23 protein-coding genes are annotated in these 24,231 nt (G+C 54.9%); 3 read left to right on the top strand and 20 right to left on the bottom strand.

Annotated features, from left to right (window positions below):
• Positions 1-160 precede the first annotated feature (160 nt).
• Both ACM26W_RS10930 and ACM26W_RS10935 read right to left on the bottom strand, forming a co-directional pair.
• A complete protein-coding gene (locus ACM26W_RS10930) occupies positions 161-364 on the bottom strand; it encodes a hypothetical protein (protein WP_416137028.1) in 204 nt (67 codons plus the stop codon).
• A 109-nt stretch (positions 365-473) separates the two neighbouring features.
• A complete protein-coding gene (locus tag ACM26W_RS10935; protein ID WP_416137029.1) occupies positions 474-884 on the bottom strand; it encodes an SRPBCC family protein in 411 nt (136 codons plus the stop codon).
• 79 nt (positions 885-963) lie between these two features.
• Here ACM26W_RS10935 and rimO point away from each other — a divergent pair, with 79 nt between their 5' ends.
• The 3 genes from rimO to ACM26W_RS10950 all read left to right on the top strand — a co-directional run bounded on the left by rimO (position 964) and on the right by ACM26W_RS10950 (position 5,008).
• Positions 964-2,298, top strand: coding sequence for a 30S ribosomal protein S12 methylthiotransferase RimO (rimO, locus tag ACM26W_RS10940; RefSeq protein WP_416137030.1), 1,335 nt, complete (start codon positions 964-966; stop codon positions 2,296-2,298).
• 124 nt (positions 2,299-2,422) lie between these two features.
• Positions 2,423-4,003, top strand: coding sequence for an ATP-binding protein (locus ACM26W_RS10945; RefSeq protein ID WP_416137031.1), 1,581 nt, complete (start codon positions 2,423-2,425; stop codon positions 4,001-4,003).
• Between the two features lie 192 nt (positions 4,004-4,195).
• On the top strand, positions 4,196-5,008 hold the full coding sequence (locus tag ACM26W_RS10950) for a glycosyltransferase family 32 protein (protein ID WP_416137032.1): 813 nt from the start codon (positions 4,196-4,198) through the stop codon (positions 5,006-5,008).
• A gap of 174 nt (positions 5,009-5,182) precedes the next feature.
• On the opposite strand, the gene ACM26W_RS10955 is transcribed toward ACM26W_RS10950, so the two are convergent.
• The 18 genes from ACM26W_RS10955 to ACM26W_RS11040 form a co-directional block, all read right to left on the bottom strand.
• A complete protein-coding gene (locus ACM26W_RS10955; protein WP_416137033.1) occupies positions 5,183-6,436 on the bottom strand; it encodes an O-antigen ligase family protein in 1,254 nt (417 codons plus the stop codon).
• Between the two features lie 170 nt (positions 6,437-6,606).
• Positions 6,607-7,989 (bottom strand): undecaprenyl-phosphate glucose phosphotransferase, encoded by a 1,383-nt coding sequence (locus ACM26W_RS10960; protein WP_416137034.1) that lies wholly within the window; start codon positions 7,987-7,989, stop codon positions 6,607-6,609.
• A 38-nt stretch (positions 7,990-8,027) separates the two neighbouring features.
• The gene (gene rfbD / locus ACM26W_RS10965; protein ID WP_416137035.1) at positions 8,028-8,918 is read right to left on the bottom strand and encodes a dTDP-4-dehydrorhamnose reductase; all 891 of its coding nucleotides are present in this window, start codon (positions 8,916-8,918) and stop codon (positions 8,028-8,030) included.
• A 1-nt stretch (position 8,919) separates the two neighbouring features.
• The gene (rfbC, locus tag ACM26W_RS10970) at positions 8,920-9,462 is read right to left on the bottom strand and encodes a dTDP-4-dehydrorhamnose 3,5-epimerase (RefSeq protein WP_416137036.1); all 543 of its coding nucleotides are present in this window, start codon (positions 9,460-9,462) and stop codon (positions 8,920-8,922) included.
• Complete coding sequence (gene rfbA, locus ACM26W_RS10975) at positions 9,459-10,337, bottom strand: glucose-1-phosphate thymidylyltransferase RfbA (RefSeq protein ID WP_416137037.1); 879 nt, start codon at positions 10,335-10,337, stop codon at positions 9,459-9,461. Before rfbA ends, rfbC begins: the two co-directional genes overlap by 4 nt.
• On the bottom strand, positions 10,334-11,401 hold the full coding sequence (gene rfbB / locus ACM26W_RS10980; RefSeq protein WP_416137038.1) for a dTDP-glucose 4,6-dehydratase: 1,068 nt from the start codon (positions 11,399-11,401) through the stop codon (positions 10,334-10,336). The genes rfbA and rfbB overlap by 4 nt, the downstream gene beginning before the upstream one ends.
• Positions 11,401-12,357 (bottom strand): glycosyltransferase, encoded by a 957-nt coding sequence (locus ACM26W_RS10985; protein WP_416137039.1) that lies wholly within the window; start codon positions 12,355-12,357, stop codon positions 11,401-11,403. Before ACM26W_RS10985 ends, rfbB begins: the two co-directional genes overlap by 1 nt.
• A 197-nt stretch (positions 12,358-12,554) precedes the next feature.
• Complete coding sequence (locus ACM26W_RS10990; RefSeq protein ID WP_416137040.1) at positions 12,555-13,496, bottom strand: hypothetical protein; 942 nt, start codon at positions 13,494-13,496, stop codon at positions 12,555-12,557.
• Positions 13,459-14,820 (bottom strand): DUF6418 domain-containing protein, encoded by a 1,362-nt coding sequence (locus ACM26W_RS10995; protein ID WP_416137041.1) that lies wholly within the window; start codon positions 14,818-14,820, stop codon positions 13,459-13,461. The genes ACM26W_RS10990 and ACM26W_RS10995 overlap by 38 nt, the downstream gene beginning before the upstream one ends.
• A gap of 3 nt (positions 14,821-14,823) precedes the next feature.
• A complete protein-coding gene (locus ACM26W_RS11000) occupies positions 14,824-16,029 on the bottom strand; it encodes a hypothetical protein (RefSeq protein WP_416137042.1) in 1,206 nt (401 codons plus the stop codon).
• A 1-nt stretch (position 16,030) separates the two neighbouring features.
• The gene (gene pseI, locus ACM26W_RS11005; RefSeq protein ID WP_416137043.1) at positions 16,031-17,092 is read right to left on the bottom strand and encodes a pseudaminic acid synthase; all 1,062 of its coding nucleotides are present in this window, start codon (positions 17,090-17,092) and stop codon (positions 16,031-16,033) included.
• A complete protein-coding gene (gene pseH / locus ACM26W_RS11010) occupies positions 17,089-17,589 on the bottom strand; it encodes a UDP-4-amino-4,6-dideoxy-N-acetyl-beta-L-altrosamine N-acetyltransferase (protein WP_416137044.1) in 501 nt (166 codons plus the stop codon). The genes pseI and pseH overlap by 4 nt, the downstream gene beginning before the upstream one ends.
• A gap of 26 nt (positions 17,590-17,615) precedes the next feature.
• Entirely contained in the window at positions 17,616-18,779 is a 1,164-nt protein-coding gene (pseG, locus tag ACM26W_RS11015; RefSeq protein WP_416137045.1) for a UDP-2,4-diacetamido-2,4,6-trideoxy-beta-L-altropyranose hydrolase, read from the bottom strand.
• The gene (pseF, locus tag ACM26W_RS11020; RefSeq protein WP_416137046.1) at positions 18,776-19,507 is read right to left on the bottom strand and encodes a pseudaminic acid cytidylyltransferase; all 732 of its coding nucleotides are present in this window, start codon (positions 19,505-19,507) and stop codon (positions 18,776-18,778) included. Before pseF ends, pseG begins: the two co-directional genes overlap by 4 nt.
• Complete coding sequence (gene pseC / locus ACM26W_RS11025) at positions 19,504-20,667, bottom strand: UDP-4-amino-4,6-dideoxy-N-acetyl-beta-L-altrosamine transaminase (protein ID WP_416137047.1); 1,164 nt, start codon at positions 20,665-20,667, stop codon at positions 19,504-19,506. The genes pseF and pseC overlap by 4 nt, the downstream gene beginning before the upstream one ends.
• Positions 20,667-21,665, bottom strand: a complete 999-nt coding sequence (gene pseB / locus ACM26W_RS11030; RefSeq protein ID WP_416137048.1) for a UDP-N-acetylglucosamine 4,6-dehydratase (inverting) — start codon at positions 21,663-21,665, stop codon at positions 20,667-20,669. Before pseB ends, pseC begins: the two co-directional genes overlap by 1 nt.
• Before the next feature lie 83 nt (positions 21,666-21,748).
• The gene (locus tag ACM26W_RS11035) at positions 21,749-23,011 is read right to left on the bottom strand and encodes a lipopolysaccharide biosynthesis protein (protein WP_416137049.1); all 1,263 of its coding nucleotides are present in this window, start codon (positions 23,009-23,011) and stop codon (positions 21,749-21,751) included.
• A 376-nt stretch (positions 23,012-23,387) separates the two neighbouring features.
• Entirely contained in the window at positions 23,388-24,170 is a 783-nt protein-coding gene (locus ACM26W_RS11040; RefSeq protein ID WP_416137050.1) for a Wzz/FepE/Etk N-terminal domain-containing protein, read from the bottom strand.
• Positions 24,171-24,231: the final 61 nt, after the last annotated feature.

The following is a 24,231-nucleotide window of genomic DNA, read 5'->3' on the forward strand; positions in this document are numbered from 1 at the left end:
GAGCCCCAAGCATAGAGCAAGAAGCCCCCCGTCCAAGCCACTGGCGTGAACGTGGAAAATCCCGGCGAATAGTTGGGTTGCCACCGCTCCAAGCTACCAGTGGGAGCTGGGCTCCGCCCGGCGAATGGCGGCGAAGCCGCCCAGCGGTGTCGACATTCGTCTATTCGCCGAAGCGTCGGACCGCCCGCAGAGCGTGGCTCCCACCAGAATCAACAACCTCGGTGGTAGCAGGCAATTGATGGGAGCTGGGCTCTTCCGGACGATCCTGCAGCCGCGGCATGGCCGCCACTCGCAGGTCGACATAGCGCAAAAGGCCAAGCTGCACGCCCAGAATGGCGAAGCACCACAGAAGCCCCTTGATCATGGCGGATTCCTCTTTGAGGCCGGTGGCCTCGGTACGGTCATGATAGAGCCAGCACAGCGGAATACGTAGATAGCAGCCTAATAGAATTTTCCGATCATGGCGGCAGAAGCTATAGCCTCTCCCCCACCCGTTCGAGGATCTGCCGGCTCACCCGCCCCACCAGTGGCTTCGCCGCCTTGTTCACGGCCTTCTCCACCAGCTTGTTGCGCAGCACATAGGTCAGCGTCAGCGCCACCTCGGTGCCCTCCTTCACCGGCGTCAGCCGATAGCAGCCCTGGTTCTCCACGCCATCCAGCGACTCCCAGGCCAGTATCTCGGGTGAGCGCGACTCGGTGATCGCCACATCGAAGTGCCAGTCGCGACCCACCGCCCGCACATGCCAGCGGTAGCGGTTATCGCCCAGCGATTCGATATCATGGATCAGATCGGAGTAGTCGGCGAAATCCTCGACCCGCTCCAGCAGGGCGAAGACCCGCTCCGGCGGGGCCTTGAGGATCGCGCTGTGTTCAATGGTGGCCATATGGTGTTTCCTGGGCTCGGTGAGACCGGTAGTATTACGGGTTTATCCTGACTCGCATCATCAAGCTAAGGTCAATTGCATGTCCACACCCAAGGTCGGTTTCGTCTCGCTGGGTTGCCCCAAGGCACTAGTGGATTCCGAACGCATCCTCACCCAGCTGCGCACCGAAGGCTACGAGATCGTGCCCAGCTACGACGACGCCGACGTGGTGGTGGTCAATACCTGCGGCTTCATCGACAGCGCCAAGGCGGAATCGCTCGACGCCATCGGCGAGGCGATCGCCGAAAATGGCCGGGTGATCGTTACCGGCTGCATGGGCGTGGAGGAAGGCGCCATCCGCGATATCCACCCCAGCGTACTGGCGGTAACCGGCCCGCAGCAGTACGAGCAGGTAGTGAACGCCGTGCACGACGTGGTGCCGCCGCGCCGGGACCATGACCCGCGCATCGACCTGGTACCACCCCAGGGCGTCAAGCTCACCCCGCGCCACTATGCCTACCTGAAGATCTCCGAGGGCTGCAACCACAGTTGCAGTTTCTGCATCATCCCCAGCATGCGCGGCAAGCTGGTCAGCCGTCCGGTGGGCGAGGTACTCAGCGAAGCCGAGGGGCTTGCCCGCGCCGGCGTCAAGGAGCTGCTGGTGATCTCCCAGGACACCAGCGCCTACGGGGTCGACCTCAAGTACCGCACCGGCTTCTGGAACGGCCGCCCGGTGAAAACCCGCATGACCGAGCTTTGCGAGGCGCTGGCCGAGCTCGGCATCTGGGTGCGCCTGCACTACGTCTACCCCTACCCCCACGTGGACGAACTGATCCCGCTGATGGCCGAGGGTAAGCTGCTGCCCTACCTGGATATTCCCTTCCAGCACGCCAGCCCCAAGGTGCTCAAGGCCATGAAGCGCCCCGCCTTCGAGGACAGGACGCTCGAGCGCATCAAGCGCTGGCGGAAGATCTGCCCGGAGCTCACCATCCGCTCGACCTTTATCGTCGGCTTCCCCGGCGAGACCGAGGAGGACTTCCAGTATCTGCTCGACTGGCTCAGCGAGGCCCAGCTCGACCGCGTCGGCTGCTTCCAGTACTCCCCGGTTAACGGCGCCCCCGCCAACGACCTGGACCTGGAGCCGGTGCCGGACGAGGTCAAGCAGGACCGCTGGGAGCGCTTCATGGCCCACCAGCAGCAGATCTCCGCCGCCCGCCTGCAGGCCAAGGTCGGCCGCGAGATCGAGGTGCTGGTGGACGAGATCACCGACGAGGGCCCCATCGGCCGCAGCGCCGCCGACGCCCCGGAGATCGACGGCATGGTCTTTCTTGACACCTCAGGGCGGGAGAGCGACACCGAGCTCAGCCCCGGACAGATCGTGTGCGCCAGGGTGACCAACGCCGACGAGTATGACCTCTGGGCCGAAGTGGTTTAGCACTGAGGCTGTTTCTTCTGGTGGGAGCCACGCTCTGCGGGGCGAAGGTATCTTGGGGAAAGGGAGTGGTCGCCACCGTGCTATGCTAGCCGCAGCGTCACTACTCCCTGCGCCAGGAGGTTCCGTGCCCGCCACCCGCAAGAAGCTGCCCATCGGCATTCAGACCTTCGCCGACATCATCGAGGGCGGCTACTACTACGTTGACAAGACTCCGCATATTCATCGCCTGGTGGAGGAAGGGAAATACTACTTCCTCTCGCGGCCGCGGCGCTTCGGCAAGAGCCTGCTGGTGGACACCCTGCGCTGCCTCTTCGAAGGCCGCGAAGCCCTGTTTGAAGGCCTGTACATCCAAGACAAGTGGGACTGGCAAGTTCATCATCCCGTCATCCGCCTGAGTTTTGCCGATGGCGTCATCTCTAGCCTTGAGGCACTCGATGCCCATATCCGCCACCAGCTCAGGGCGCACCGGGAGCGTCTCGGCATCGAGCGCGAACCACCTCCGCTGATTTCCAGCGAGTTCTCGGAACTGATCCGCCTCACCCACGAGCAACACGGCCAGCGCGTCGTGATCCTGGTGGATGAGTACGACAAGCCGATCCTCGACAACCTGCTCGCGCCCGAGCGCGCCCGCGAGCTGCGCGAGGGGCTCAAGAACCTCTATAGCGTGCTCAAGGATGCCGACCCGCACCTGGCCTTCGTGCTGCTCACCGGCGTCTCCAAGTTCAGCAAGGTCAGCCTCTTCTCCGGGCTCAATAACCTGCGTGACATCACCCTGAGCGAGCCCTATTCATCGATCTGCGGCTATACCGACGAGGACATCGACAGCGTCTTCGCCCCTGAACTTCAGGAGCTCGACCGCAACGAAATCCGCACCTGGTACAACGGCTACCGCTGGGGTGGCCAGGCCGTCGCTTCCGTCTACAACCCCTTCGATGTGCTGCTGCTGTTCCAGGAGCGAAAGTTCAGCCCCTACTGGTTCGAGAGCGCCACTCCGACGTTCCTGGTCGAGCTGCTCAAGCAGCGTGGCGTCTTTACGCCCCAACTGGAGCAGTGGGAGACCGAGCCTGAGTTGCTGGGCCGTTTCGATGTCGACAATATTGCCACCGAGGCGCTGTTGTTCCAGACCGGCTACCTCACCGTTCAGCAGGTGGAGGAACCTTTACTTGGCTATCGCCTCTACACACTCGGTTTTCCCAACCAGGAAGTTGAGACCAGCCTGAACCAGGCCCTTCTGCCGGCACTGGGCGTTGAAAATGCCCCGCGGGAACGCAAGACGCTGTTCACTCACCTGCGTGCTCACGACCTGGAAGGTTTGGAAACCCACCTCAAGGCGCTCTTCGCCGGCCTGCCCCACGACTGGTACCGCAATAATCCCATCGCAAGATATGAAGGGCACTCTTTCTCACAGGACTATGCCAGCGTCTTCTACAGCCACTTCGCCGCCCTGGGAGTGCGGGTCACGGTGGAAGACGCCAGCCACCGCGGCAGGGTCGACATGGCCGTCGACTTCGCCGGTCATGTTTACCTGTTCGAGTTCAAGGTGGTGGAGCAACTCCCCGAAGGCCGCGCCCTGCAGCAGATCAAGGACAAGGGCTATGCCGACAAGTACCGCGGCCAGGGCAAGGTCATTCACCTCATCGGGGTGGAGTTTTCAAGCGACAAGCGCCAGATCGTGGGGTTCGAGGTAGAAACGGACGCAAGCTGATCGCCACCGCCATGGGCCCTACGGGTGGAAGCCACGCTCCGCGGGCGGTTCGACGTCTAGACGAATAGCGGCGGCACCAGTGCCAGAGGTTGACCACCGCCATGGGCACTACTGGTGGGAGCCACGCTCCGCGGGGCGAACAGCGGTGTTGGTAGCTCAAAAAAGACGTTTTCACATGGAAACGAAAGACATATGAACAAGTCATTGATCGTCGCCACCAGCCGTATCATCAAGCTGGTGGCCAATATCACCAAGGTGCTGAGCTACCCCTTCCACTGGCTGCTGCCCCACAAGCGCTTCACCCTGCCTGAGCGCGCCGCGCCGCTGCTTAAGGGCCGCAAGCCCGGCCCCATCCCGCGCATCATCTGGCAGACCAACTTCACCGACAAGGTGACGCTACCGGTCTATCTCAACTACCTGTTTAACCGGCTGATGGCGCCGCGCTTCGACTACCGCTTCATGATCACCGAGGCACGCCGCGAGTTCATCGCCGAGCACTATCCGGAAGTCCTCCCCCATTACGAGAGACTTCAGATCGGCGCCGCCCAGGCCGACCTCTGGCGCCTGCTGGTGCTGCACCGGTTCGGGGGCGTGTATCTGGATATCGATGCCCACCAGATCTGGCCGCTGGGCAGCGTAATCGGCAAGGAGCGAGAGGAACTGTATGTGACCACCCGTCGGGGTGAGCTCAGCAACTACTTCATCGCCAGCGCGCCGGGCAACCCACACATCAAGGCGTTGATCGACCAAATCATCAACAACATTACCGGCGATACCGTCACCGGTGTATTCGACACCACGGGCCCGGGCGTCTTCAACAAGGTGCTCGACAAGATTGCGGTGCCGACGGTTTCCTACCGCCACGCTGTCCACCAGGGCAGCTTCACCAACGAACACTTCCAGTACGTCGACAAAGCAGAAGGGAAATGGACTCGCCAGCAGCACAACACTGCAGTTGTCAAAGACGCTCCACCCCAGACTCCATCCACAGAGATTCGAAGCTAGAGGCCTTCGGGCTCCTGAAGAAACTGATCGGCTACGTTCTCGGGGCGGAAATCATCCAGCCAGGCCTCATCGATCTGGGGCTTTGCGCCCTGAAAGGTGATTTCGGCAGACAACATGCCCCGCCTTGAGGTCAGCCGAAGATCCACCAGCTAGTTATATGCATTTCCAAGAAGACTATTTTTGTTCACTCACCATAGACTTGGTTTTCCAAGTTAAGGACAGGACAGCGAAGTTGACCTGCATGAATCCGTACCATGCGGCAATTAACTCTTTTTGCAATGCCACCTCTGTCAGGCAGTATATGATAAAACCTAAGCTAAATAACGCTCCAGCCTGCGCAAAAGGGTTTTCAGGGTTCTTTCGGTGCCAATAGAGAAATCCTGCAAACGGCATGAAGAGATAACAAATTAACGCAATAAAACCTAGTGTGCCACCAGTGGCCAGCACCTCAAAGTATTGGCTATGGGCGTGGCCTCGGTTGATACCAAGCATCCAGTCAGTCAGTTTACCTTCAGCGACTAAAGCTTCAATTTTCTCCTCGCGCTCTGGATACGTTAGTCCCACGCTAGGCCTTTCCTTGTAAGCTTCTACGGCGGCAGTCCAGAGCTGTATGCGCCCCCCAGTGGAAATAGCAGCTTCGAGTTGGCCGTGCTGAATGTGGCGGAACTCAGTAATGGTAAAGTCTATGCGCTCCTTGACTTTTGGGATTGTGAAATAGGCAAGCGGTGAAGCGACGACCAAGGCAAGTGCCACTGCAACCAGACGCTTACTTCCGAGGTGTTGTGCATTGAGCAGCATAACTGCCAACAGCAAGATCGGTAGCGCTAGCAGTACGCCGCGAGTGGCGGAAAAGAGCATGGCTAGAAAGGCACCTAGCACCCCCACAGCCAACAGCCAGCGACGTTGAGATCCGCGCATCATGGCTAGACAGATCAGCATCAAGCTGCAAGCCAAGTAGGCAAAATTAAGGTAAAACATGAATCCATCGGCACGCGGCACGCCACCTACCAAGGCTTGATAGGAAGCTACTGCACCAGCACCGATTGCGCCAACTGACGCCCCCCACTCCAACACATTGCGATAGTGGCGAAGATCAAGCATAGCACAGGCATGGCGAAGCATGAGATAAATTGGTATGGATGCAGCAACGTGCAAAGGCGCACTGAGATAGCGTGATGAGTAGTCGTCCAACACAAAGGGCACTAGCCGTCCGACGAGGTAACTTAACAACAAAAACACTATTAGCCAGTCAAGCATAGCAAGTTGTAGCGTACTGCGTTGAGCAAACAGGTATGCTACCGAATAGAGCATGATAAGGCCAACAAACAGAGTAGCGGGAACAGGAGTTGCGATGAGTACGACAAGGGTAGCGAAAAGAGCGAAGGCATTGAATTGTACGGCGCGGCTTGGCGAAAACATTGAATCCATCCGACAATCTTGAAAGACCGATACTGCATTATGAGACGACACGTTTGACTCCGAATTCCACATCCTTCATAGAATAACTTCTTGGTTAGGTTGGGAGACTAGCCAGCCCTAAAAAAAATTCACTTAACCACCACTTATGTGACAAGAAAACAGCCTTAGTTTCGTCGCTACTAATAAGCATTTTTATTAACAAAACCCTTGAGGATTGTCAAGAAAATAATACGAAAGTCCAGCCAAATAGACCAATTGTCAATGTACCACAGATCGTACTCAACCCGTTTCTCCATCTTTTCCAAGGTGTCGGTTTCGCCACGAAATCCATTAACTTGCGCCCATCCTGTAATACCTGGCTTCACCTTGTGGCGCCTCATGTAGGACTCCACCATATCTTGGTAGTACTCGTTGTGGGCCAAAGCATGAGGGCGTGGCCCAACGATAGACATTCGCCCCTGCAATACATTAAAAAACTGGGGAAGTTCATCGAGTGATGTCCGTCGCAAGAAAGCTCCTATCGGAGTGATACGGCTATCCCCCTTAGTGGCCTGTGTGACTTGGCTATCTTTTTCATTATGTACGCGCATAGAGCGAAATTTGTAAACCCTGAACTGCTTTCCGTTAGCACCAGTTCGATACTGCTTGAACAACACTGGCCCAGGAGATGTCAACTTTATGGCGACGGCTATTGCAAGGCAAACAGGCAGTATCAAGAGACTGATGAGTCCACCAACGACGATATCTTCTGTGCGCTTAATTATCCTCGCCATGCCATCCATGGGCGTTACGCTCAGGTCAATGGCATAGTGTCCAGCCACCTCACTAATCTGATGATTGAGCAGTAGCATGTCCCGAAAATCAGGTATAAAGCGAACCTCAGCCGTATGATTACGTAACGCATAGAAAATTGAGCGAACCACACTACCCATTTCCAAGGGTAGGCAGATCCACACTTCACGAGCATCCGATGACGTGACACGCCGCACCAGGCGTTCTAAAAAGGCTTCATTGGGAATATCAATTAGCCGCTCAACTCCCGCAATGGAATAACCCTCACCCGGAGAAGCACGCATGCCCCTGGCAATATTGATGAGATGATTACCCGGGCCAACTAGAAACACGGAACGTCTTGCCCTGCCCTTCAACCGCACTTGGCGTAGCACAAGCTGAGCAAGTACCCTTACCCCGCCAGCCATCATTAGAGAAAATACAAGCGACATCCCCACCCAAAGCCTGGAGTATCGCTCAGCAGCATCCGCAAAGTAAATGATGGACGTTGCCAGGATGCCCACGATCAACCAAACCATAACCAGCCTGGCGAGCAGGGTCGAGATACGCGTTACCCGCCACCGGACATAAGCGCCAAGCAGGCTGTTCAGCAGCAGGACAAACAGTGAGATTATCGCAATAGCGAGAACAAAACGTTCATGAAGGTGAAAACTTTCGAAACGCAGCCAATACGCCAGCAGGCTTCCCGCCACAACGGAAAGTAAATCGATGATCGGTACGATCAACTGCGCCGGGTATCGCTCAGTCAGTCCTTTGGTATTTCTCGACATAGTCGATTCCATAGTGGGCTTGATATGGCGGCAGGCAATCAGGGCGTTTCCTGTGTACCCAACTCATCCAGTACATTCCGCAGTTCCTCCCGCCAGTCAAGCGGAGCCATACTGAACGTATGATTCAAGAGGCTAGAATCCAAAACTGACCAAGCGGGACGATTCGCTGGGGTGGGATAGTCCACTGTTCCAATCGCATTGAGAAATGGTTTCTGATGGATATACCCCCGTTCAAAGGCAACCTCAAAGACCGCCTCGGCGAAGTCGTACCATGTACAGTGCGGAGTGCCTGCAAAGTGATACACCCCCCACTCGAGTTCGCCCTGATCACGATAAAGGACCGCTAGCGCCCATAGCGCGCGAGCGATGCTGGCGGCGCTCGTGGGACAACCATACTGATCCGCCACAACCGAGAGTTCTTCACGCTCACGACCGAGGCGCAACATCGTCTTCACAAAGTTATTGCCATGGCTACCGAACACCCAGCTCGTCCGCAAGATGATGTTCCTGGGCAGTGCCTCTGCCAGCGCCTGCTCGCCGGCAAGTTTGCTAGCTCCATACACGCCCGTCGGACATGGTGTATCCTCTTCCAGGTAAGCGGTGCTGGCGTTACCGTCGAACACATAGTCGGTCGAAATATGCAAGAGCGGTACGCCGGCACTTGCAGCCGCTTGGGCAAGGTGCCTTACACCCTTGTCATTGACGGCATAGGCTCGCTCGGGTTCCTGTTCGGCCCTGTCCACGGCGGTATAGGCCGCCGCATTGATGACAATGCCTGGATGGTACTGCTCGACTTTGGCCTGAACGTCAGCGCCGCGGGTAATATCAAGCTCTGCAGAGCTCAGGCCAATTACCTCCATCCCTTCAGGTGCCAGGCGCACCAGTTCGTGACCTACCTGGCCGTTGGCTCCGGTTATCAATACTCGCATATCAGCACCCCTTTGCCAGCAACTCGTCCAGGCTTGGGTTGGCCTGATCCTTTTCCGACAGCTTAGGCTCGCTAACCGGCCATACAATACCAATATCCGGGTCATTCCAGATCAAGCCGGCTTCATCCTTGGCATGGTAGAAGTCAGTACATTTATACTGAAAATCTGCCACTTCGCTGAGCACACAAAAACCATGCGCATAGCCCGGCGGAATCCACAACTGGCGGTGGTTGTCATCGCTCAGTTCAACGCCCACATACTGGCCACAGGTGGGTGAGTCTGGGTTGATATCGACAGCAACGTCATACACTGCCCCACGGCTACAGCTGACTAGCTTGCCTTGGGGTCGCGTCTTCTGAAAATGCAGCCCGCGTAGCACACCTCGCTCCGACCGTGAGTGATTATCCTGTACAAAAGGCAGGTCGATACCCGCTTCGCGGTATCGTTCGAGCTGAAAGGTTTCCAGAAAGAAGCCACGATGGTCACCAAACACCTTGGGTTCGATGATCAATACGCCTGGAAGCGCGGTTTGTATAACGTTCACTCACCCACCTCCGTACCCAGCAGACGCAGCAGATACTGCCCGTAGCCCGTCTTGCTCAACGCCTTGGCCTGCTGTGTAAGCTTCGCCTCCGAAAGCCAGCCTTGGCGCCACGCGATCTCCTCAAGGCAGGCGACTTTCAAGCCCTGCCGGTGCTCGATAGTCTGCACGTACTGGGAGGCTTCAAGTAGGCTGTCATGGGTGCCGGTGTCAAGCCAGGCAAAGCCCCGCCCCAGACGCTCTACTCGCAGGTCGCCACGCTTCAGGTAGGCATTGTTCACGCTGGTGATCTCCAGTTCGCCGCGCTCGGAAGGTGTAACCGCCTTAGCAATCTCGACCACATCATTATCGTAGAAGTACAACCCCGTGACTGCATAGGAGGACTTGGGATGCTTGGGCTTCTCTTCAATGGAAACTGCCGTTCCGTTCTGGTCGAACTCCACTACACCGAAGCGTTCGGGGTCCGTCACCCAATAACCAAAAACTGTCGCACCGCTTTCCCTGCCCACCGCACGCTTAAGCTGCTCGGAGAAGTGCTGACCATGAAATATGTTGTCGCCCAACACCAGGCACACAGAATCATCACCGATGAACTCCTCGCCGATAATAAACGCCTGAGCCAGGCCGTCCGGGGAGGGCTGGTCGGCATAGCTCAGCGACAGACCGAAATCAGCGCCATCGCCTAGCAGTTTGCGGAAATTGGGTAGGTCCTCTGGCGTGGAGATGACCAGAATCTCGCGGATGCCAGCCAGCATTAGCACCGAAAGCGGATAGTAGATCATCGGCTTGTCGTAGATAGGCAATAGCTGTTTTGACACGCCACGGGTGATGGGGTGCAGCCGAGTTCCCGAACCACCAGCCAGAATAATACCTTTCATGCTTGCTCTCCCAGTCGTCCCAGTTGATACTCTCCGCTAAGCACGCGCTCCCACCATTCGCGGTTCTCAAGATACCAAAGCACCGTCTTGCGAACGCCGCTCTCAAAGGTTTCCTCAGGCTTCCAGCCAAGCTCTCTCTCGATCTTTCCGGCATCGATGGCATAGCGCACATCGTGGCCGGGGCGATCCGCGACAAAGGTGATCAGCTCTTCAAAGCGGGCAACCCCGGCAGGCTTTTTGTCAGCAGCCAGTTCCTCAAGCAAGGCACAGAGCGTCTTCACTACTTCAATATTTTTCTTTTCGTTATGGCCGCCAATATTGTAGGTCACCCCTACCTTGCCCTCGGCGACCACTTTGACCAGCGCACGAGCATGGTCTTCCACATAGAGCCAATCCCGAATCTGAGAGCCATCGCCATAGACCGGCAGGGGCTTGCCGGCCAAGGCGTTTAGAATTATATGTGGTATCAATTTTTCCGGGAAGTGATAAGGCCCGTAGTTATTAGAGCAGTTAGTGATCAGTGTAGGAAAACCATATGTTCGCTGCCAGGCACGCACGAGATGATCAGAACTGGCCTTGGAGGCGGAATAAGGCGAACTTGGTGCATAGGATGTGGTTTCGGTGAAGAGGTCTTCCGTTCCCTCCAGATCGCCATACACCTCATCGGTCGAGACGTGGTGAAAGCGAAACCGTTCCTTCTCCTCGCCCTCCAAGTCGTTCCAATAGCGGCGTGCCTCCTCCAGCAGGGTATAGGTGCCGACAATATTGGTCTCGATAAAGGCCGCCGGCCCATCGATGGAGCGGTCAACATGGCTTTCCGCTGCCAGATGCATAACATGGGTAGGTTTGAACTCGGAAAAGACACGGCCCAGTTCTGCCGCATTACAAATATCCACCTGATAGAAGTGATAGCGTGGAAAATCAACCATCGATGCCAGGGATTCCAAATTGCCTGCATACGTCAATTTATCGAGATTGGCGACCTCATGGCTAGTATTTTCGATGAGGTGTCGAATAACGGCAGAACCGATGAAACCCGCCCCACCCGTAACCAATATACGCATTATTTCCTCTCCGAGAAGTCGCTATCCCAATAACGTTTATGCATACTCAAATTTTTCTTCAAGTTGATTGACAGCCTATACTCTTGCTGACCCAACTTGTAGGCTAAAAGCTTAGAAGCATTCCTTACGATGGCAGAAGGCCACATATAAAATCGTGATAATCCGAGGTAGTTTAACTCTGACTTTACATACCGAAACCCTTCTCCACCCGCCCCCCCGAAGTGTTGGCGAATCCAAGCTTCACGCACATGGAAAACACCTTGGTCGAAATAGCGGAGAAACTCTTCCTTCAGGGTATAGTTATGCGAATGCCTGCATTGAGCGTTACCAGCGTATGCTACTTTCCAGCCAGTCAGAAGCATTCTAGCAGCAACATACATATCCTCCGAAAGGATGACATGCTTCGGAAAACCGCCCACTCGCAGCAAAGCTTCTCGGCGATAAGCGGAGAAGGAGTTGGATATAAAGGGTGTCTTTATGCCCAACATGGGAGCATCCGCGAGCGACTTCACTTTTGACTCCGCAGGATAGTTAAACTGTCTAGCATGTTCAGCTAAAGGATTGGCATCAATATGGGGAAGTTGTCTGCCACATACGGCTCCCACACATTCATCGGAAAAAGGGGCAACCAAGTTTTCAATTGCATGGACATCCTCAAGATAAGCATCTTGAGTAAGAAAAACATACACATCATACCCCGGGTTCAGCTCAACCATCATCTGTCGTGTACCACCATGGTTAAACTCACTACCAGGTATAGTTATTACATTTTTCACTCGGGACCGGGCGAGGCCTCCTGTTCCATCAGTTGAACTGGAGTCAACAATGAACAGGTCCAAAGGTACAGATTGTTGGTCAATTGAATCTAATAGGCGCTTCAAATCATCTCGACCATTATAGGTAGGAATAATACAGGCGACCGTTAACCCCTGACCATCTTCGAAATTACTAGACATATGCTCTCGATACAGTTAGCAAAACCCTATCCCCGCAAAGGAAAATCGTTACACACAACAAATTAAACCACAAGGACATGACAGCCAAAACCTAAAATTTGCAAATGGGTTTCCGCCTTAATGGAAAGGATTTACGTAACTCAAGAAGCTTCAGAAAGCCCTTATTACAAGAAAACATCACCAGACATCAAGTAGCATTATATACATACATACAAGCCTACCGTCCTTAACTTTCCACTCATCTTCAACCGATGCTTAAGGCAAAACATCTTCCTAGAAAAAAATTTTTTTTCAGAAACTTTTGAAAACTCAACCAAAAACTCATATCGCTCAGCAGGGAGTCGGCTCTTATATTGAAAAGCAAAACTTCCTGCCTGGCATTGACTCTTTTTAAGACTATGACTTATACTACCAGCCTGATTGATAAAGCGATCAATCGCTCCAAAAACACTGTAGTCCGAAGCTCCTAGCACATTGCTAGAATGCTGTCTGTATGAAAGCAATGGTTTATCTAAATAAGCTATTTTCCCAAAAGCACATGCGACCATCATGATCCAATGATCATGCATCCGAGCATTTTCAGGTATGGGGCTTGCGAGCTCCAGTAACGCTTTATTAAACAAGAAGGTACAGCCTTGACCTACATTCTGTATGGTCAACTTACTAAATTCATATATATTGCTGGGATTTAGTCCTTCGGCAGCCATGAAGGATGGAGCGAAAGTGTTTAAATTCTCATCCACCAACCTCGAGTCGGAAAATACAAGAAGAGGAATTTCTTGACCATACTGATTCTCCATATCACGAAGCTTGGATAATCCTTCGGCTAGCTTGCACTCATCCCATAGATCATCTTGATCAGAAAAAGCGTAGTATTTATCATCCAAGGTCAGTGCATGGTCAACCAGACGTGAAAAGTTTTGGCATGCCCCACCAGACGGCTTCTGGTTGCAATTAACACGAACCGACTCGCCCGCGATATTTACCAGTATTCTCTCGGTACCATCATCACTCGGATCTAAACCAATCTCAATAGACACGGGGATACTCACAACAGAAGAGAGAATCGATGAGATTTGCTCTTCGATATATCTTGAACCGTTATATGCTGCCAGCAGCACAGCGATACTCTCTTTCATTTTCCCAACTCCCCACCCCCTGAATCATTAGAAAAAATAGCACAGCACCAAGATAAACTGCCATTTTCCAATCGACAAGCATATTAACCTCGCCCATCACCACAGAAATATACACATAAAAAAACATCTTTAGCAGCAAGATTGCAAACAGGAAATTTTGATCACGCAACGCTTTATAAAGCCCACCACCGAGCGCCCCCACTCCTCCCCCCAAAATAAAAACCACTATTGGAGCTGAATAAAATCCAAAGAAGTAGCTTATATTTGCGGGATAAGGTGCTGTAAAAGTAGCACCTCCTTCAAGGAAGCGATCAACCACCTCTTGAGGTGCCACCAGATACATTAGATAACTCATTCCCGATTCAGTTGCATTGCCAAATCCAAAAAAACTCGCAATGATGTCTTCTTTACTAGGAGAGGCCACCGAGGCTACTTGATCAAGAGAAAAAAGCATCTGCCCCTGAAGCGCAAGGCGCGTCTCAAACATCTCAAGAAACCTAGAACCATAGATGCTATAATAGTTTAGCAATACCAGCATAGCTGCAAATAAAATAAATATCGCGCCAAACACGAAATGGCGTGATGATAAGCTTTTTTCAGAAACAACAAAATAAGGGAGACAATAGAAGAACAACAAAATCAACAACCCAGAGAATTTTTCTCCTCCAAGAACAAGTAACACCATGGCAAACACAAGCCAACCTAAGGAAAATTTAGCTCGCAACCGACCTGTTTCACGTGCATAGGATATCGCAAAACCTATAACATATACTAATGAACTAACGTAACCATAGCCCGAGGGGGCAACATTTTTTCTGTAAGAAAAGCGATCCATGCCCATTGTAAGCGGGCTACCATATCTGATGACAATATACGACATATATATAACAAGCAGAAACCCAAGAAACACCATAACTTTAATGGTCAACCCGTCAACAACAGCCAATCTTCTTGAGGTTCTTTTAAACAGCAGCCCATGAGCGTTGAAGAACAACAAAACACCGCACATAAATATTGCTATTAGCAAAGCATTCCTGGCTGCAGCTCCGGTTATCTCAGCATGCTCTCCCACCTCACTCAAATATGAGGATAAAAATTCTATCATTCCATTTGAGACAACAGCAAACACCAAGCCGAAAAAATAGAGAAAGAATATCCAAACCTGGGCGATTGTGGACGGAAGAACAAGGATAACTACTATCAAGTAAAACAGTGCTAGCAAATTTAGCCCAGCGCCATGGTAAAAAATGGCAAAATAATAAAACACCACAGAAACAAGCGCAAATATGGATATGATAGTCTGTTTTTCGTATATCCTGCCCATTGCTTACCCCTCATCAACTGCCATATAAAAACGGCGATGAAGCGGCAAGGGGCGACTTAATGCATATGTTCGATCTGTTTCCATTGATTTTTCAAGAGCGTTCTCAAACTCCTCAGCATCAACGTCTAGCGAGACAACTTCACTAAATTCGGAGGAAAGCCTGTCCGCATCAAACTCAGGATCGACCAATTGAACAGCAATTCGCCCTGAAACTGCAGCTTCTACCAATGCAGTTGAAGTGATTGATATAAAAGCATCGTAGTTTTCGAGTGCATCCGACATCGAAATATCAACAACATTCGAAAAATTTTTTAAGTAATCACTGCCCCGCTCCCAGGGATGAGGTTTAAAACAAACCTGATACCCTTTTCCATGCAGAATATTTGTGACTTTATCTAAAATTTTCAGATACTTTTCTTCTCTACCTTTCCCGTACTTTCCCCATGGCTGACCAATCAGACAAACCTTACGAGATCCGGGAGGTGAAAGTGGTCTTGCTGGCTTATATGGCGAAGAGTGAAAACCCATTACCTCTATCTTTCCTGCATCCATCCCTTTGTCTATAAGTAGCTGCTTTTGATTCTGATTGATCACGAAGAACCGGTCTGAAAACCATCCATCGAATATGTCACCAGGCGATTTGCTCTGGAATATACCATGCTGAATGCAAATACTTTTCGTAACGCCTGCCTTACGCGCAGAAATTATTGCTAGTCGCTGAGCAGGCAATGAATCATTATCTACAATAAAGACTGCATCTTTATGGGAGCATTTTTTAATCTTTGATCCAAGTGATGTGATAATGCAAGAAAGGCGAGTATCGATACCCACCATCCTTCCGGATCTCATCCCTTCGTACAGCGGCGCCCACAACCTTGCTTCTGGAATAAAATAGAGCTTGTTCTTAAGGCAAAAGATAACCTGCCTTGGTCCACCTACGACACATATCTCGTGCTGTGGGAGAGTGAGAATAAGCTCCTCAAATTTAGTGCCCCAGAAAAAATATTTAATTGAATTTTTTCGAGGCCTTATAAAGAGTGCCAAAGAATTGACAATAGCTCTGAGTATCACATTAGACCATGTAGCATTTCTCTTGTACATGGCCATAATCGAATCACGAAACCCCTTCTCTTTGGCATCTCGCTTAGCCACATATTCGAAAATGTCTCGAAAGCTCTCTTGTGGGACTTCCATGCCGTGATTTTTCATATTACTGATTATCTTTTATAATTTCGCCTGGAACGGCAGTGTTATTTAAAACATCATTTATCACTCTCTTCCCTATAAGATTTCTTAGATATTTTGGTGCCAGCCCATACCCCGGCCTTACGCTCCTCACCGCATCCTCGGTAATCACCTCCCCCGCCTTCAAGTCCTTGACGAAGTACAGCGAGCGCCGGAACTGCACATTGCCCTGCTCGCTGGACTTACGGCCGTAGTCGACCTTACCCAGCGCTTGCCAGGCGGTCTTGGCATCGCGACAAAGGGCGGTGAGCTCCGCCGGTTCCAGGGAGAAGCTGTCGTCGGGGCCACCACCGTTGCGGTCCAGGGTGAAATGTTTCTCGATCAGGCTGGCACCCAGCGCGACGCTGGTGATGGCGGTGGTGTTGTCGATGGTGTGATCAGAGAGCCCGGTCACCAGGCCGAAGCGCTCGATCATGTCGGGGATGGTGCGCAGGTTGTAGTCTTCCGCCGGGGCGGGGTAGCCGCTGACGCAGTGCAGGATCGCGAGTTGTTCACAGCCGGCGCCGCGGGCGGCGTCAATGGCTTCCTGGATCTCCTCGGCGTCGGCCATGCCGGTGGAGATGATCATCGGCTTGCCGGTCCGGGCCACGTACTCGATCAGCGGCAGATCGACCGCTTCGAAGGAGGCGATCTTGTAGGCCGGGGCCCCCAGTTCTTCGAGCAGGTCCACGGCGGTGGTGTCGAAGGGGGAGCTGAAGATGGTGATACCGAGCTTGCGGGCGTGGTCGAAGAGCGGCCGGTGCCACTCCCAGGGCATATGGGCCTCTTCGTAGAGTTCGTAGAGGGTGCGCCCGTCCCACAATCCGCCCTTGATCTTGAAGTCGTCGCTGTCGCAATCCAGGGTGATGGTGTCGGGGCGGTAGGTCTGTAGCTTGACGGCATCGGCGCCGGCCTTGGCGGCCTCTTCAATGATGCGCATGGCCGTTTCCAGCTTGCCGTTATGATTGGCGGAGAGCTCGGCAATGATATAGGGGGAGTGACCGTCGCCGATGCGGCGGCCGGCAATCTCGATCCAGGGCGGTGTCATACGGAGTTGGCTCCTTGTGAGGCGCGCCATTCATCGACCAACAGGCCGAAGCCGATCACGTCGTGGTAGGCGGTACCGTCATGGAAATGATGGCGCAGCGTGGCTTCGCGGCGAAAGCCGAGGCGCTCATGAAAGCGCAGGGATCGGTGATTCTCGGCCAGCACCTCACCGCAGAGCTTGTGAAGCCCGAGGGTCACGAAGGCATACGCCAGGGTGCACTGGCCCAATCCCTGACCGCTGCCGCGGGGCGCGTCCGGGGCGAGATAGAAGCCCCATTCGGCACGCCCGGCCTGTTCGTCTACCACAGTGAGGTTGACGAATCCCAGAGGAATCATGTCCTGCTCATAGATCAGCAGGTGGCGCTGAGGGTCCTGGCTAGCACGCGTGAACCAGTCGCGGTGTTCGTCCAGGGTGATCAGCCGCTGGGTATACATGTGGCGGCGCACGTCGGGGTGATTGCGCCAGGCCAATACGTGGGGGAGGTCTTCGCTCACCATGGGCCGGAGGCGTTTGTCAGGCGACATCATAGGATGGCGGCCTCGCTGACATCATGCATCTCTCTCAGGAGGCGAGACACTCCCTGGCCGTCGACCAGGCGGGCGGTGCGCTCGCTCATGGCCTTCAGTGATGTGGCGGTGCTCAACACCGCGAGATGTGATGCCAGGGACGGCGCCAGATCCGAGAGGTCCAGCGTGGCAGAGGCGCCTCTTCGCGCCAACTCGGTGGCAATCTCGCGTTGATTGTCTGCCAGGACCACCATCAGGGTGGGCAGGCCCAGGCAGCAGCGCTCCCAGGAGGTACTGCCAGCGGCACCGATGGCCAGGTCCGCCTCGGCCATGCGTCTTGCCATATCGTTGACGTTGACGACGACCTCGGTGGGCCTGGGCATGTCCTCGGCCTTGGCGGAGACGTCGTCCCGCCAGGGGGCGGCGGCGCCCATCACCACGCTGATCTCGAGATCCTCGGGCAGATCGCAGGCCTTCAGGGCGTCAAGCACCTGGCCGGTGGCATTGTCCTTGTCGACGCCGCCCAGGCTGATCAGCAGCCGCTTGAGTCGAGGCTGGCGGGCACGTCGCGCCAGGCTAGCCTCCCGCCACTGCACGAACTCCGGGCGCAGCAACGCATAGCGGGGGCCGGCCAGCACCTGGCAGTGGCCGGGCACCCGGCCGCAGTAGTCATCTGCCTGCCTGCCCAGGTTCTGGTCCAGCAGCAGATCGGCGGCGTGCTGGCGATCCGCCAGGTCATCGATCACCAGCAGATGCGGCGTCGGGGCGGTAATGCCGTCCACGACAACCGTTTCCCAGCGGCTATCCAGGGCATAGTGGTCCACCACTAGCCAAGCGGGCGCCAGGCGGGCCAGTACAGCGCGGCAGGCCGCGGCGTCCTGCTCGCCACTGGCACCCAGCCAGTGGGCGTGAGCGAGCCGAGGTTCGGGATCGGATTCGAGTTCAGGTGCGTGATCTCGCAGCGGCAGGCGGTGGACGGTAAGGCCACGCGCCTCTATCGCATCACACAGGTGCCCCGGATGCTCCCTGCAGAGGAAGTAACACTCGGCCCCTTGTGCCTGCAGGGCATCGGCGAGGGTCAGGCAGCGCATGACGTGGCCGCTGCCGATCTCCAGCGAGGCGTCGACTCGAAAGGTGATTACCTGCCCCTGAAGGCGGGACGGTGTGGGCGATACGCTCATGCCAATCCGCCCTGCTGCTGGGCCTGCCAGGCCTTGAACAACCATTCGGCCCGCTGCCAGTCCTCGGGGGTGTCGATATCCTGGACGCGGTGACGCGGGAGCGTGACCGGCACGGCGCGCTCGCTGAAGATCGGCGTGCCGGCGCACCAGGCCGCCGCCCTCCCCCAGTAGAACTGGCCGGCGTCGTGCCAGGCGTCTTCAAGGTCCTGGGATCGGGTCTGAAAGTGTTGCGGCTGGAACATGGCCACGCGCCCCTGAGGCGTCAGCCGCAGCGCGCGCTGAATGGGGAAGGCGTAGCTGGTCACCGAGAAGGCGTAGTCGATGTCGTCACCGCTCTGCAGGGCCCGATACCCGGCCCGCAAGTCCTCGGCCTGCACGAAGGGGGCCGTGGCATAGAGGCAGCAGACCGCTTCCGGGGCTTCGCCCTGCTCGCGCAGCCAGTCGATGGCTTGGGCGATCACCGGGATGGTGCCGGTATGGTCGTCAGCGAGCGCGGCCGGGCGATGAAACGGTACCTCGGCACCCTGCGCCTCGGCGACGGCGGCGATCTCGTCATCGTCGGTGGAGACGATCACTCGCGCAAAGCAGCCGCTGGCCAGCGCCGCTTCGATCGACCAGGCGATCATGGGCTTGCCGGCAAACTCGCGGATGTTCTTGCGCGGAATCCGCTTGCTACCGCCGCGGGCGGGGATCACGGCAATGCCCTTACTCTCAATGGCCTGACTCATGCGTGCCCCAATGCCTGCGTCAGGGCAGCGATGACTGCGTCCTGCTGCGCCGGGGTCATGGTGGGATAGAGCGGCAGGCTGATCGCCTCGGCGTAATAGCGTTCGGCCTCGGGAAAGTCACCATCCCGGAAGCCGAACTGCCGGTAGTAGGGCTGGGTATGAACCGGGATGTAATGCAGGTTCACGCCGATCCCTTGCTCGCGCAGGCGCTCGAACACCGCGCGGTGCGTCACGTTGACCTGATCAAGCATGACGCGAATGACGTAGAGGTGTCGCCCGGAAACGCTGTCCGGGTGCTGCCAGGGGATGGTCACCGGCAAGGTGGCCAGCACGTCATCGTACCGGGCCGCCAGGGCATTGCGCTTGGTCACGTAAGCATCCAGGCGCTCGAGCTGCGCGACGCCCAGGGCGGCCTGTAACTCGGTCATCCGGTAGTTGAAGCCAAGCTCAACCTGCTGGTAGTACCAGGGGCCATCGGCCTCATGGGTCATCAGCGCCGGGTCGCGGGTCACGCCGTGGCTGCGCAGCAGGTCCATGCGGCTGGCCAGGGCGTCGTCGTTGGTCAGCGCCATGCCGCCTTCGGCGGTGGTGATGATCTTCACCGGGTGAAAGCTGAACACGATGATATCGCTGTAGCGGCCGTTGCCGATGTAATCGCCTTGATACTGGCCGCCGATGGCGTGGGAGGCGTCCTCGATGATCCGGAAGCCGTAGCGCTGGCCGAGGGCATGGATCGCCTGCATGTCGCAGGGCTGGCCGCACAGGTGCACCGCCACCACCACCTTGGGCAGACGCCCCTCCCGCTCGGCCTGTTCCAGTTTGGCCGCCAGGGCCGTAGGGCAAAGGTTATAGGTGCGCGGGTCGATATCCACGAAATCGACCTGGGCGCCGCAATACAAGCCGCAGTTGGCTGAGGCCACGAAGGTGATGGGCGAGGTCCACAACCAGTCACCCTCCCCCAAGCCCAGGGCCAGACAGGCGATGTGCAGCGCCGAGGTGGCGCTGTTGACCGCCAGTGCATGGCGAGCGCCCACCTTGGCCGCGACCGCCTGCTCGAAGCGCGGCACCATCGGGCCCTGGGTCAGATAGTCCGACTGCAGCACTTCCAGCACGGCGTCGATATCGGCCTGCCGGATATCCTGGCGTCCGTAGGGAATCATCAGATGGCTCCGATCTTGTCCCAGTTGGTGTCGATCCACGCCTGAAGTTCGGCTTCACTCATCCACTCGGCGTTGTTGTCGCTGGCGTAGACAAAGCCTTCCGGTACCTTCTTGCCATCCTTGATGCGGTTGGCGTCCTGGTCCCAGCTGTTGATGGCCGGCAGGATCTTGTAGTGCTCGGGGTACTCGTAGGTGTAGTAGGCGTCTTCCGCGCCGATCATCTGCTCATGCAGCTTCTCGCCGGGGCGAATGCCGACCTCTTCCTGTTTCGCTCCAGGCGCCACCACGCTCGCCAGGTCCGTGACCTTCATGGAGGGGATCTTCTTGACATAGATCTCGCCGCCTTCCATGTCCTCGAAGGCGTGCCACACCAGCTCCACGCCCTGCTCCAGGCTGATCATGAAGCGGGTCATGCGCGCATCGGTGATTGGCAGCACGCCCTTGTCGCGGATCGACGTGAAGAACGGGATCACCGAACCGCGTGAGCCCATGACGTTCCCGTAGCGTACCACCGCGAAACGAGTGTCATGGCCGCCGGCGTAAGAGTTGCCGGCCACGAACAGCTTGTCGGAGGTCAGCTTGGTGGCACCGTACAGGTTGATCGGGCTGCTGGCCTTGTCGGTGGACAGCGCCACCACCTTCTTGACGCCCTTGTCGATGCAGGCATCGATCAGGTTCATGGCGCCGATGACATTGGTCTTGACGCACTCGAAGGGGTTGTACTCGGCGGTAGGCACGATCTTGGTCGCCGCAGCGTGGACCACAAAGTCCACCCCATCCAGCGCCCGGTAGACCCGCTCGCGGTCGCGCACGTCTCCGATAAAGAAGCGCACGCGGGGGTCTCCCTCGAACTTCTTGGCCATCTCCCACTGTTTCATCTCATCGCGGGAAAAGATGATCACGCGCTTGGGATTGTAGCGCTCCAGCAGCATGGGGATGAAGGTGTGGCCGAAGGAACCGGTACCACCGGTAACCAAGATGGACGCATCATTAAACATAAACAATTTCCTGCCTGATAGCTGTCGAAATCTTTAACTTAGCGTAATGGTTTTTTCATATATAACGCGAGTGAATTTTGAATTTATATTCCCTGCTTCCCCCCCCAGATCAGCCTTGACTTCAGATGCAGATATGCAACTGTTTTATAGACAGCCATGAATGCAAAAGAAATGCAAAGTGCAAGCGGAACCGCATATAGAGGAGAAACCATTCCCAGCGCTGCCGCAGCCACCAAGAACACGAAAAGTGTCAATACATGGCCCGCCACAATGTGCCTATCCTTGGACATAGCATACATACCGTAGTGCGGTACCATACTTATCGAGAACAGAAAAATTCCAGCAAGCAAAAAATACAGAAGCTCAACATTCTGCGAATAAACTTCTTTTTGCAACAGGGAAAGAATCGGGTGAATGAGAACAGCAGCGGAAACGCAAAGCAACAGCGCCACGACAATTGTTTGCTTTAGCAAATCCAGCATACCACCCCTGAATGCTACAGCATCGTTTTCCTTATACGCACTGACAATCTTCGGGTAGAGAAAAACAAACACTCCCGCATCTAAAAACGCGACAACTGTATTGGCAACACCCGCAAACAGTACATATGCTGCTAGAATCTCTGATCCTGAAACACTCTCCACCCAGTAGCGATCAACGGTAAAGACGGCACGAATAGCCAAGGTGGCAATCAGCAACGGCAACGCCACCTTGACACCCTTCTTGATCCACTGCCAATCGATGGTGCTTTTTAAGCATCGCCGGTCGAGTGAGTATAGGGCTGAGAAACCCAAAAGGCATGCCAAGGAAGCACCAGCGGCCCACGCATAAAAAACCAGCTCAATTCCCCTAACGCCTTCCGACTGCCAGAACATAAATGCAACAACAAACGCCCATATCCCGGAGCGCATAAAAAGCACCACACCCGCGAGCAACTGCCGCGACATTGCTACCAGCAAGCGGTTCAATTCTTGGGCAAGATGCTCTAATATCACAAGCAGAAAAAACCAAGGCGCCACCGCCCAAGGCAGCAACTCAAAAACAAATATCAGAAGCAGCAGAGGCAAAACGAGCGCATAAACCAGCCCAAAAAAGACGCTCTGATCTCTTAGCAGCCTAGCCCATTGATCGGACGAACTCCCCAGAAGCTCTCGCGTGCTATAAGAATAGAAATCAAACCCCAACCCAAACAGAGAGTAGGCAATGGTTGCGACCACCAACCCGTAAAGCGCCACATCCATGGGATCAAGAAAATAGGCCAGCACAAAGAGCAGTGAGAATTTTGCCAGAAGTGTCAGCCCACGCAGGCCCAAATTCACCAATCTAACCAAAGGCAAATTATTCAAAACAGGGATCTTTAATCAAAGTTTCCATATTGCCTTTTATCTAGCAAGCCAATCACTCACTCAAACCCAAAGAATCTCAATAGCTACACACCTATCACGACCAAGAGTTGATAGGTGGCATTAAAATTAAACCCGAACCCAAACCAACAAGCCCAGAAACAATAAGCAGGTAATTACCCCATCCCTACTGCGCTTATAACTTGCAGGCTGAACGCGCCCAACTTGTCTGGGTTCAACACCCTCGTCGGCTTACATTCAGACGGATATTATCGGGAAACTGAACAATGCTCTGCCGGCTTGCAATCTGCCGCTTTGTGATCTGGGCCTTTTCATTGATCAGCGCCATGACAGCTAGTATCGCATAGCATATTACCAACTACCCTTTTTGCAAACTGCTTTTAACTGCAAATGCAAACTGAACAAAGAAGGCCACAATTACAGCCAACATACCGCCGAAAACAATGGCTAGCGCCATGATCAGCTTACGACTAGTCCCTGAAGGTTCTAGACTTTGCACAGCCACCTGGATTTTCTGGCCAGGCTGGAGCTGTGCAATTCGATCTTCCAGATTGGCTACTTTTTCTGAGTAACTGCTGACAAGGTCAGCTGCAAAGGGGCTGGTAGACTCTTGGGCCAACTCAAGAGACCGCCTCGCACTGTTCAGCTGGCGTTCCAGGGTTGCCTTTCGCTCTTCGAGAAGAGCCTGCTGCCCTTGCGCTATTTGAACCAATGTTTGTTCATGGAGTGCCTGCACCAGCGCCACATCGCTTTCGGCTGCCTGGGAAGCAAGACGAATAAGAAATGTGTCGTTCGGGTTACTAAGACCCGTTTCAAACGGCAGCGACCTTAGCCCCTCCCCTTCCAGCAGGTTACGTGTAACTGATCCCAGATACAGATTATTGGCTTTGGCTATAGCCGCGGCTGGGCTTTCCAGAGCGTCCTGATCAGCCTTCAATGCTACTCGGTAGAGAGAGACATAATCGTAGGTCTTGGGCGTAAGCAGTGCATAGGCCAAGGCGACAAGCACCACCACTGCGAAGGTAACTGCCATTAGCTTCCAGCGGTTGATCAGGATCTTGGCCAGATCGACCAGAGAGATTTCGTCACTGGCAGAGCTGCGGAGAGCATCAGCTGGCGGGCGAGAGTCGTTGTTTGTCATGAATGAGGCAATGTCCGTATACGTTGATGATTCACAGGCACGCTACCGCCCGGGGATTGTC

Origin of the sequence: Halomonas sp. HK25 (assembly GCF_047795635.1) — a bacterium.
Classification (GTDB): Bacteria; Pseudomonadota; Gammaproteobacteria; order Pseudomonadales; family Halomonadaceae; genus Halomonas.